The organism is Actinomadura rubrisoli, assembly GCF_004349215.1.
Taxonomy (GTDB): domain Bacteria; phylum Actinomycetota; class Actinomycetes; order Streptosporangiales; family Streptosporangiaceae; genus Spirillospora; species Spirillospora rubrisoli.
Genome location: NZ_SMKU01000323.1, coordinates 1 through 10,788, shown reverse-complemented (window position 1 = coordinate 10,788; position 10,788 = coordinate 1). Strand labels below are relative to the sequence as shown.

11 protein-coding genes and 1 CRISPR repeat array are annotated in these 10,788 nt (G+C 65.1%); of the genes, 10 read left to right on the top strand and 1 reads right to left on the bottom strand.

Going from position 1 to position 10,788, the window contains the following annotated elements:
* The 3 genes from cas6e to cas2e all read left to right on the top strand — a co-directional run.
* The coding region (cas6e, locus tag E1298_RS37605; protein ID WP_131901995.1) for a type I-E CRISPR-associated protein Cas6/Cse3/CasE at window positions 1–297 on the top strand (297 nt) is incomplete at its 5' end.
* A gap of 3 nt (window positions 298–300) precedes the next feature.
* Window positions 301–1,251, top strand: a complete 951-nt coding sequence (cas1e, locus tag E1298_RS37600; RefSeq protein ID WP_131901993.1) for a type I-E CRISPR-associated endonuclease Cas1e — start codon at window positions 301–303, stop codon at window positions 1,249–1,251.
* Window positions 1,248–1,598, top strand: coding sequence for a type I-E CRISPR-associated endoribonuclease Cas2e (cas2e, locus tag E1298_RS37595; RefSeq protein WP_131901991.1), 351 nt, complete (start codon window positions 1,248–1,250; stop codon window positions 1,596–1,598). Before cas1e ends, cas2e begins: the two co-directional genes overlap by 4 nt.
* Before the next feature lie 106 nt (window positions 1,599–1,704).
* A CRISPR array of direct repeats spans window positions 1,705–2,648; the repeat unit is 29 nt; unit sequence CTGCTCCCCACGCACGCGGGGATGGCCCC.
* A 272-nt stretch (window positions 2,649–2,920) separates the two neighbouring features.
* On the opposite strand, the gene E1298_RS37590 is transcribed toward cas2e, so the two are convergent.
* Window positions 2,921–3,685 (bottom strand): hypothetical protein, encoded by a 765-nt coding sequence (locus tag E1298_RS37590; RefSeq protein ID WP_131901989.1) that lies wholly within the window; start codon window positions 3,683–3,685, stop codon window positions 2,921–2,923.
* A 187-nt stretch (window positions 3,686–3,872) separates the two neighbouring features.
* Between E1298_RS37590 and E1298_RS37585 the strand changes: the two genes are divergently transcribed.
* The 7 genes from E1298_RS37585 (at window position 3,873) to E1298_RS37555 (ending at window position 10,568) form a co-directional block, all read left to right on the top strand.
* On the top strand, window positions 3,873–4,871 hold the full coding sequence (locus tag E1298_RS37585; RefSeq protein ID WP_131901987.1) for a helix-turn-helix transcriptional regulator: 999 nt from the start codon (window positions 3,873–3,875) through the stop codon (window positions 4,869–4,871).
* A 197-nt stretch (window positions 4,872–5,068) separates the two neighbouring features.
* The gene (locus E1298_RS37580) at window positions 5,069–6,691 is read left to right on the top strand and encodes a S9 family peptidase (protein ID WP_165975864.1); all 1,623 of its coding nucleotides are present in this window, start codon (window positions 5,069–5,071) and stop codon (window positions 6,689–6,691) included.
* A gap of 45 nt (window positions 6,692–6,736) precedes the next feature.
* On the top strand, window positions 6,737–7,984 hold the full coding sequence (locus tag E1298_RS37575) for an MFS transporter (protein ID WP_131901983.1): 1,248 nt from the start codon (window positions 6,737–6,739) through the stop codon (window positions 7,982–7,984).
* A gap of 370 nt (window positions 7,985–8,354) precedes the next feature.
* Window positions 8,355–9,215, top strand: a complete 861-nt coding sequence (locus E1298_RS37570) for a helix-turn-helix domain-containing protein (protein WP_165975863.1) — start codon at window positions 8,355–8,357, stop codon at window positions 9,213–9,215.
* Window positions 9,216–9,225: 10 nt separating this feature from the next.
* Window positions 9,226–9,438, top strand: coding sequence for a DUF397 domain-containing protein (locus tag E1298_RS37565; protein WP_131901979.1), 213 nt, complete (start codon window positions 9,226–9,228; stop codon window positions 9,436–9,438).
* Window positions 9,439–9,687: 249 nt separating this feature from the next.
* A complete protein-coding gene (locus tag E1298_RS37560) occupies window positions 9,688–10,227 on the top strand; it encodes an ATP-binding protein (RefSeq protein ID WP_131901977.1) in 540 nt (179 codons plus the stop codon).
* Entirely contained in the window at window positions 10,224–10,568 is a 345-nt protein-coding gene (locus E1298_RS37555; protein ID WP_131901975.1) for a hypothetical protein, read from the top strand. The genes E1298_RS37560 and E1298_RS37555 overlap by 4 nt, the downstream gene beginning before the upstream one ends.
* Window positions 10,569–10,788: the final 220 nt, after the last annotated feature.

Genomic DNA, 10,788 nt, shown 5'->3' with positions numbered 1-10,788 from the left:
CCCTCCCACCAACTCGGCTGGCTGCTAGGACGCCAGCAGTCGGCGGGCTTCAAGGTCGCGGAGAAGTCTTCGAACAGGCAACTGATGCCCGGCCATGACACCCACGACGTGCTGGTCCACGGTTGCCGCCAGCTCCGTTTCGCCAAGAGCGGCCAGGGCCGCGTCACGCTGGTGGCCGTGACCTTCGACGGACGGCTGCACATCACCGACCCCGACGCCTTCCGCGTCACCCTCACCCGGGGCCTTGGCCGCGCCAAAGCCTACGGTTGCGGCCTGATGACCCTCGCGCCGGCCTGATCGATGTCCACCGTCGGCAAGCGCCCTGCGTCATCGCCACGCGAACTCACCCGGATGAGTGACCGCATCTCCTTCATCTATCTTGAGCGCTGCACACTGCACCGCGACGACAACGCGATCACCGCCGAAGACGCCGACGGCATCACCCACATCCCCTCGGCCACCATCGGCACCCTGCTCCTCGGCCCCGGCACCCGCGTCACCCACCAAGCCATGAGCGTGCTCGGCGACAGCGGAGCAGGAGTCGTCTGGGTAGGGGAGCAAGGCGTCCGCTTCTACTCCGGCGGCCGGTCTCTCACCCGTTCCTCCGCACTCGTCGAAGCCCAGGCCAGCCTGTGGGCCAACCGCCGCACCCGTCTCGATGTCGCCCGCGCGATGTACCGGATGCGGTTCCCTGGAGAAGACCCCTCCGGCTTCTCCCGTCATGAACTCCTCGGCCGCGAAGGACGCCGCGTCAAAGACAGCTACCGCCAACAGGCCGCCCTAGCGGGACTCGTCTGGAACGGGCGCCACTACGTCCCCGGAGACTTCGACGCCGGCGACGCGGTGAACCAGGCAGTCACCGCCGCAGCTCAATGCATGTACGGAATCGCCCAGACCACCATCGCGGCGCTCGGCTGCGCCCCCGGACTCGGCTTCATCCACTCCGGCCATGAACTCGCCTTCGTCCTGGACATCGCCGACCTCTACAAAGTCGACGTCGCCATCCCCGTCGCCTTCGAAGTCGCCGCCCAAAGCCCCGACGACGTCGGCTCCCGCACCCGCCGCGCCATCCGCGACCGCGTTAACAACATCGGCCTTCTGCAACGCTGCGTCAACGACATCAAGCGACTCCTCATCCCCGACGCCCAAGACGACCCCGCCGGACCCGACACCGATCACGTCACCTTGCAAAGCGACCACGGCATGAACATCGAATCTGGCCGCAACTACGCCCAGGACATCGACTGGTGACGGTCATCATCCTCACCAACTGCCCCGCCGGACTCCGAGGATTCCTCACCCGCTGGCTAATGGAGATCTCCCCAGGCGTCTTCATCGGCGGCCCCTCCGCCCGCATCCGCCAAGCCCTCTGGGACGAAGTCCAAAAGTACGCAGACACCGGGCGCGCCCTACTCGCCTATAACACCAACAACGAACAAGGCTTCACCTTCGAAACCCACGACCACAAGTGGCACCCCATCGACCACGACGGCGTCACCCTGATCCGCCGCCCTAAAGATCAGCCCGCCATCTCCGCGGCCACACCCCCAACAGGATGGAGCAAAGCCTCCAAACGCCGCCGCTACGGCAAACGCTGACCACCTGTCAACGGCCACCACCCTCCCTGCGATGCCCGAAATGTCCGAACCCTCAAAAGTGCTCCAGATTTCTGTTACTAGCTGGTAAGGCCCCAGGTCAGCGAGTCTGCTCCCCACGCACGCGGGGATGGCCCCCAGTTCATGACTTACGAGCAGGTCAGGAGGTGCTGCTCCCCACGCACGCGGGGATGGCCCCCGGTCCAGGCCCGGAAGCGGGGGCGTCCGGCGCTGCTCCCCACGCACGCGGGGATGGCCCCACGCGCCCCGGCCAGGACCGCCGCCGGGCAATCTGCTCCCCACGCACGCGGGGATGGCCCCCGTCCCGTACTTGCGGACCCAGTCGGGGTGCCCTGCTCCCCACGCACGCGGGGATGGCCCCGGGACCGGCAAGGCTGAGGTGGTGTCCAAGCTCTGCTCCCCACGCACGCGGGGATGGCCCCGGAGCGCGAAGGACGTGGCCTACGCCGCCGCCCTGCTCCCCACGCACGCGGGGATGGCCCCTCGACGACCTGGACCGGCTGGATGGACGGCCTCTGCTCCCCACGCACGCGGGGATGGCCCCAGCTGGCACGCGAGGACGCCTTCCTGGCCGGTCTGCTCCCCACGCACGCGGGGATGGCCCCCTCGCCAAGGCCGACCACGACCAGCTGGTCACCTGCTCCCCGCGCACGCGGGGATGGCCCCGGCCACGGGTGGGAATGCGGCCGGGGCCGGCCTTGCTCCCCGCGCACGCGGGGATGGTCCCACCCCGCCCTATGGCGGACCCAGCGTCTGGCGCTGCTCCCCACGCACGCGGGAATGGTCCCGAATCTGCCATGGTGGACGAAGCTGCGGAGGACTGCTCCCCGCGCACGCGGGGATGGTCCCGGCGCCTTGACCGTCCGTGGCTTGTCGGCCTTCTGCTCCTCGCGCATGCGGGGATGGTCCCTACGGCGGCCACGACCTGGTCACCAACAACTCCTGCTCCCCGCGCACGCGGGGATGGTCCCACCCTGGTCCCCGGCACCCTCGGCTGGCTCGCCTGCTCCCCGCGCACGCGGGGATAGCAACACATCGTCCAGATCTCTCGGTGATCCACGGGAACGTCACCACGTGCGCGCGTAACGATGGGAGGCCGTGAATCCCTCGACGTCTGGCAGTCACGCGAGGACTGACGAAGACCCGCGCAGAAGACAGTTGCCCGAGCTGAGAACAGAACCAGACGCGGTTCTTGAAGGAGCAACTGGTTAGTGAGAGTGCGCCCCCGGGCTGGTGATGGCCCGGGGATGACCTTCTGGGGTGATTGAGAGGTTGTGCCACATCATTTGCGAGGGACGGTTGTTCTAACTGGGTTGGTCAGGGACGTCGAGGCTTGCGATCGCTTGCTGGGGCGACAGCAGGTCGATCGGTCGGCGTGGCAGTGGTCTCGGGCCGTCGGCTTCGATGAGGTGGGTGGGGCCGTGGGGCCAGCCGCCGGCGATGAGCGCGATGATGTCTGGCCAGTTCTGAAGTGTTTGGTGGATGACGTCGGTGTCGGGGCCGGACGTTGTGAACCAGAGCACAGGCAGGAGCGCGTCGGTTGCGTTGGTGTTGAGGGCTCTGGCAATGTCGGCCTCGAAGTCCAGGTGCTCGATGGCGTCTTCGAGGGTGTCGACCACTCGGAGGCGCGGTGACCAGTGCTCGCGCAACGCGTCGTCGAAGGCGTCGTCGAAGAGGCGGCGCAGGTCGCTCTTCGCCGCCAGGATCCATGAAACGCCCGTTTTGCTGGTGAGCGCCTCGGTGAAGGCCGATCGGAGCAGACCGTCGGCGCCGGGACCGATGAAGCCGGTGCCTTGCGGATGCCTGAAAGCGCTGGCCAAGAGCTGGCGATGCCCTTCATGTGACGAAGGCGTGCGGTCTGGGCCTGCGGTCCGGTGCTGGAGCGCGGCGCGAAGGCGGTTGCGGGTGTCCTGGGAGCATCCACGAGCGAGGCGGTTCATCGACTGGCGGTTCTCGCGGTGACTGGCACGGGCGAGGAGCTTCACGGTTTCCTCCACGTCTGGTTCGGCGTTGACAGCCACGATGAAACAGGAAATCCGCAGGTCGACCCGGTGATCAAAACGCGCCATGGAGGCAAGCGGTCACTTTGGCGGGTGCCCTGGGCGAGGTGAAGAGGCTGCACAGGCTGCCTGCTTGGAGACGATGGCGATCTTTGGGCAGCTGGTGATTCTTGCTCATTGACCGCAAACACTCACCTCACGTTCTTGTAACACCACAGACTCATGTGACTACTCTCTGTGTCTGGAGGTGAGGGGCATGGATACCGAGGCCGGGCTGACAGCGACAAAGCTCTTGAAGGACATCGTTCCGGACGAAGTGCTGGGCCTCTACACCCGGCTCCTCGCTCAGGACGGGTGCTTGCGCGAGCAGGCCGCGGACTTGCTCGGTGGCGCCGAGCAGGTGGAAGTGCTGAGAAGTGCCGGATTGGCCCACGTTCAGTCGTCAGGACCGGGGCTGCCGCCGCGGCTGGTGCCGGTGCCACCAGATATGGCGCTACAGGGCACGCTGGCCGACCTGTCGCGGCGGTTGGTGGCCGAACAGGAGCGCCTCTTGACGGGGCAGCGCCGCATGGCGGAGACCCATCCATGGCCGAACAGGGCAGTGGATGGATCAGTCGATCGACTGGTGCAGGTCATTACCGACAGGGACGAGATCGGCAGGGTCTCGCGGGCGCTCATCAGCGCGGCGCGAGGTGACTGGATGACCCTGGACAACCAATCGGTGGAGCGGCCGATGGATGACCTGACCGCGGTCCCACCCCCGCCGTCCTTCGAAGGACATGTCCGATGCCGGGCGATCTACGAGACCGCATGCGCCGAACACCCAGTCGGCGTGAGGACGATCGAGATGGCCGTGCAGGCCGGGGAGGAGGCTCGGCTTCTGCCCAGGATCGGCATGAAGATGAAGCTCGCCGACGAGGCGATCGCACTACTTCCACTGACACCGACGGGGATGACGGGCGCTCTGCTGATCCGCTCATCTGTAATCGTCGCGGCGCTCCGTGAGTACTTCGAATTCCTGTGGGAGCGCGCGGTGCCCTGGGATGCCGCCAGCGCCGAGAGTCCTCTCACGCCGCTGCAACGGCAGATCTTGAGCATGCTGGTGGAGGGACTGCCCGACGGGAAGATCGCCAAGCGCGCCGGGGTAAGCCTCTCCACGGTCAGGCGGCACTCGATGGCCATCCGCGAGAAGCTCGGCTTCGATCACCATTTCGCCGCCGGAGTCGCGGCAGTCCGTCGCGGCTGGATCAAATAGTTCCCACCCCTCGAAAGGCGCTCATGCCCACATACCGTGACTTTGTTCCTCGACAGAGCTTTCAGCCAACGCTCGCCCTGTCTCCAGACGCGACTCTAGTGGCCTATTCCAGCAACGCTGAGGGACGCTTCGACCTGTGGATCCTCCCCCTCGCAGGGGGAGGACCCCGCCGAGTAACGCTCCTCGAACGGCAAGCGGTGAGGCGTATCACCTGGGCACCTGATGGCAAGAGCCTGGTTTTCAGCGCTGACCGTGATGGCGACGAGCAGTACCGCCTCTACCGGATCGGGTTGGACGATGAGCAACCCACAGACATCAGCTTCGGCACGGATTGTCAGAGAATCTTGGCCACTTCGCCCTTTTCTGCGGATAGCCGCTACCTCGCCTATGCCGCCAACGACCGCGACCCGACCGTTCAGGATGTCCTTGTCCGCGACCTGACGGACGACCACGAACGCCGCTTCGCCCCGCCACCCGGAGTGGTCTTCGAGCCTCAGGGGATATCGCCGGACGGACGATGGCTGCTGACTGCCGGCTTCCGCTCCAACAGCGACATCGCCACCTATTTGATAGACCTCCATGGGGAGGGCGAACCGGTCTGTGTTACCACTGTCTACGGTGAAGGGCTGTATGAACCCGGTCCGTGGATGGCCGATTCTTCAGGCTTCTACCTGATCACTGACCGGTGGGGAGAGTTCAAGGCCGCCGCTCGCTACCACCTCGACGACGGCGTCCTCGAAACGCTAGCCGAGCCTGAGTGGGACGTTGAGCACATCGATGCCAACGGTGAGACGGTTGTGTGGTCGGTCAATCACGGCGGGCGTTCCGTCCTGCACGGCTTCCACGAGGGCGAACACCTTCCCCTCCCAGAAATGCCGCCTGGGGTCGTCGCTGCACTGGCACTGGCGCCGGGCGCCGACCCAGTAGTCCTGCTCTTCGATTCAGCGACTCGACCGGTCGAGCTCGCCGTCATGGACCCCGCGACGGGATTTCGTTACCTGACGGACACGCGTCCTTCAGCCCTCCGCGTCATCGAACCTGTCGCGCCGGATGCTGTTACCTACCCGGCGTCTGATGGTCGACGGATTCATGCCCTGCTCTACCGTCCGCATGGGCCGCGGCCATGTCCGGTCGTGCTCTCCATTCACGGTGGGCCCGAGGCGCAAGAACGTCCCGGCTATCTACGTGCCGGCCTCTACCAGCACTTGCTCGCCCAAGGAATCGCAGTACTCGCGCCCAACATCGCGGGCTCGACCGGATACGGCCGCACTCACCAGCGGCTCATCTACCGCGACTGGGGCGGCATCGACCTGGACGACCTTGACCACGCCACCCGCTGTCTGCGAACCATCCCCGACATCGACGCCGACCGGGTTGCGGTGATGGGCGGCTCCTACGGCGGCTTTGCGGCTCTGTCCTGCCTGGCCCGGCTGCCCTTTCCTTGGGCGGCCGGCGTATCGCTCTGCGGTCCTAGCGACCTGGTAGCCCTCGCCCGGGCATGTCCGCCCACCTGGAAACACTTCGTCGCAACCGTGCTCGGCGACCCCGACACTGATGGCGAAAGCCTTGCTCGGCGTTCGCCGATGGCCCACGCTGACGCGATCTCGGCCCCCTTGTTCATCCTCCAGGGAGCCCGCGACCCGCGCGTCCCGTGTGCTACATCCGACCAGCTCGTCTCCCGTCTGCGGGCCAGAGGGATCGACGTCCGGTACGAGGTCTTCGAGGACGAAGGCCATGGGTTCACCAACCGAGCAAACGAGATCCGGGCCTACGAAGCGATCGCCGACTTCCTGACTCGGTACCTCGCGGCAAGCCCGTAAGAGCGGCTTGCGCCTATCCCAAATGTCGTCGTGAGGTGGTGAGCCGTGCTGAACATCCTTTCGCCCTTGGCTCTGTACAGAGACCCATCCGTCGCCCCGCTGTTGTTCGCGCGTCTTATCTCCAGCGCCGGTGTGGGCTTCGGGCAGCTTGCTCTCGCGTGGGGGGTCATGGGCCTGGGATACGGCGCAGGCGGCCTCTCGATCGTGCTGGCGTGCAACTCGGTTCCGGCTTTGCTCATCATCTTCGGCGGGCTCGCCGGTGACCACTTCCGCCGCCACCATGTGCTGATGGCGGCCGAGATCGTCACCTGTGTCGCATGGCTTGCTCTCGGTGCCTGCTTCTTGACCAAGAAAGCCCCATTACCGCTGCTGTGTTCTCTGGCCATGCTGTCTGGCGTAGCCACGGCCCTGTTCCTCCCAACGATCCGCGGCATCACCGCCGACCTCCTCCAAGACGGAAAGCGATCGGCGGGCAATGCACTGATCAATCAGACCCAATCGGTTGGTCTCCTCACCGGGCTCGCCACATCCGGCCTTCTGGTGACGGCTCTCGGACCAGGTTGGGCGGCCTCCATTCGCGGCGTCCTGTGTGCAGTCAGCGGGTTGCTGCTCAGCCAACTCAAGACCGCCCGGTGGCACAACGACAAGAACCACCTGCTGCGAGATCTTCGTGTCGGTTGGCGAGAGTTTGTCGCGTTCCGTTGGGTCTGGATTATGACCCTTCAGTACACGGTTGTCATCATTGCGATGGTCTGCTACTGCGACATCGCCGGACCGCTGTACATGTCCCACGGCCACGGTGGCGCACCAGCGTGGGGGATTGTCACTGCTTGCGAGCCCGTCGGTGCCCTGGCGGGGGCCCTCATCGGCGCTCACTGGCGGCCAAGCCGCCGCGTCCTCACAGCAGCGACGCTCCCGGCCGTCGGAGCCATACCGATGTTCATGATGGGTACGGAGGCACCTTGGCCGCTTCTTGCTGCGGCAACCCTGATCCCAGGCGGCTGTCAGGCGATCTACTACGTTCTTTGGACGACCGCGCTGCAGAACGCCTTCGCCCCTCAAGTGCTCGTGCGCGTCAATAGCTGGAATATCATCGCCACCTACATCCTCATGCCAATCACTCTCCTGACTGCCGGCCCCTTAGTGACCGAGCTCGGCGTACAAAACGCCGTCCTCGGTACGGGCGCCCTGACAGTCCTCGCCACCGGCTGCGCTGTGCTGTTTCTTCGAGCTTCACCGCACGAATCGAAAACAACACATCGAATGGCCGAGCAAGTCGGGGTGCTCCAGTAGAACCAAAGTCCCGGATCAAACCTATGTTGGCCGCTATCGGGACGACCCTTTGGGCCAAAGGCGCCACGCGGTCCCGACAACAGCGAGTCGCGAAACTCTGCTGCTCTTCGGCGAGGGAAGACGGACCGCTGGCCGTGCGGGCTCCGTCTAGATCTACAGCGGGTGGCGTTCTCCCGGTGTGAGATGAGCGCATGCGCGCGACCGAGTCGCATGAACAGGGACGCTCGTCGGGTCCATGCCGCTACCACCTGCCCCTGTCGTAGGTACCGGCATGGATGCTGGCGGAACAGCCACGGAGGGCTGGTCAACGGATACGCTGACAAACCTTCTGGTGTGACAATCCCTCGAACTGAGACAGGCGGTTGCGCGAGTGATCAGTCCGTATGTGCGGAGGTTGAGGCTGGCGGCGGAGTTGAGGGAACTTCGGGAGCTGGCTGGCGTCTCAGCCCAGGACCTGGCGAAGACATCCGGCGTTTACCGGCAGATGATCAGCAAGCTGGAGAATGCGCACGTATCGCCGAGTCAGGATGATGTCCAGCGGTTGCTGGAGGTCCTGGGAGTCGAGGGTGACAAGTGGACGCAGATCGTTCAGATCACCGCCGAGGCGGCCTCGCATGGCTGGTGGGAGTCCTCTGGGATCGGTGAGCGGCAGGCGCGGTTCGCCAATCTTGAGGCTGGTGCCGAGGTGATCCGGGAGTATCAGCAGAATCTGGTCCCTGGGTTGCTGCAGACTGAGGAGTTCATCTCCACGCGCCTGGCCAACAGCGAGCTGCCATTGCCATCGGACGCCGAGGCGAGTGGCGTACTGAAGGGGAGGCTCGGCCGGCAACGGATGCTGCATCGACCGAAGGGCCCCGCCTATGAGGTCATCCTGGACGAGGTGGTGCTGCGGCGCCGCTCGGTCCCGTCGCAAATCTTCCAGAACCAGATCGAGCGCATCGTCAAGCTTGCCGACGAGGATGAGCAGGTCACGGTGCGGGTCTTGCCAGTGGACGCTGAGATTCCGGGTTACAACATCCCCGAGTGCTCGTTTTCCATCTACAACTATCCCGACAGCGGTGATCCGGTTGTCGTGGCCCTCGAAGCGGTCACCACGGACCTGGTGCTCACCGACCCTGCTCAGACTGCGCAGTTTGAGATGGTGTACACCGGTTTGGTGAGCGCGGCGCTCTCGGTCGAGAGATCGCGCGAGATGCTGATGCGGACAGCAGAGACCCTCTCGTCTCACTAGGAAGATCACTATGACCAGTGCCGAGCGCTACATCGGCTGGCGCAAATCCTCGTATAGCGGAACAGGCAACAACTGCGTTGAGGCAGGTCTCGCCTGCGAGGGCCCCGACGTTGGTGTCCGGGACTCCGCGGCCGGAACGGCTGGTCCCATCCTGAAGATCAGTGCGGTTCACTGGGCCGCTCTCATCGCCGAGATCAAGGAAGAGCGGTACATCGGCCGCTGACCTGCGGAAACGCACTCGGGCCGGAGCCATTGGCTCCGGCCCCTCTCTGCTGTGGCACCCAAGCTGTCGCGGACTGTGACAGTCCCCTTGCGTTCAGTCTCATGACAGACACATACTTGAGACTGTCACGAGAGCGTGACTGTCAGTGCCGAGGTGGCTGTCTCGATGGACTTCGCAAGATGACCGGGATGAGCCACGCGCAAACGGCCGCTCCCCGAGAACCCGAGAAGCCAGTCAGGAGCCCCGACGATGTCCGTGCCAACTACAGCCGTCCGGCCGTGCCAGACGGTTCCTACCAGGAGGCGTCCACCTCGGCACGATGGTGGTGACTGCCGAGACAGCGTCGGACTGGCCGCGCTCCCCGTCGCGATCCCACTCCTGCGCTCCTTCGCTCGCGCGAAGCTGTCCGCTTGGGGCCTGGAGTCCGCACTCGGCTGGCAGTGTCGGCAGGTCCTTTCTGAACTCGCTACCAACGCGTTCGACGCAACCGGTCATCCCGCACCATCAGATCTGGACGTCTCAGACGACCGGACCCTGGCGATGATCCTCGTCCAGCTCCGGGTCTCGGCAGGACAGCTCATCGCCGAGGTCCGCGATCCGAGCAATGACCGTCCCGAACTTGCCACTCCTGGTACCGACGAAGAAGGAGGGCGAGGGCTCCGACTCGCACACTCCCTGGCAAACGAATGGGGCTGGTACCCCATCACCCGAAACGACTCCAAGAACACGATGACCGGCAAGGTCGTCTGGGCCTCGTGGCTCCTCGCCAGGGAGGAGGGAAACCCGTGAGCTGGTTCCAGCTTCTCCGCAAACGGCTCAGTGGTCGCCGTCCAACTGACGGCTGGCCCATGCCTGGCCAGCCGTCGGTGTTGACGCTCGTTCTCCCCGACGAGCTCACTGAGCAGGAGTTCACAGACGGTATAGGGCAGGCACTCGGTGATTCGCGAGATGCCTTCGCCGATCAGGCGCGCCACACAGCAGCCTTGGCGGGCAGGGAGACGCATGACGAGGTTCGCCGCGCCTACCTGACCGGTAGATCACACGCGTTCAGTGAGGCCGTGGCACGCACCGACGCCGCAGTCGCCAAGGTATTCGGATTGGACGGTCAGCGGCCAGGTGCCAGTTCCTGAGCGATCACACCCCGTGAGACCCGGTCCGGGCTTGGCCAGGAAGACTGCACCTGGCCAAGCCCGGACCGGAACGAATAGGTGAAGTAGACCCAATGAAGTGATCTCAGGGATTTAGAACCGGACGGTCGAGCTTTCTGAGTGTTGAAGGTGCCGTTCGGGGAGACACGCGGACAGATCGCCTGGCCGGGAAATAGGACGTGGAGCCCCGGTAGAGAAGGAA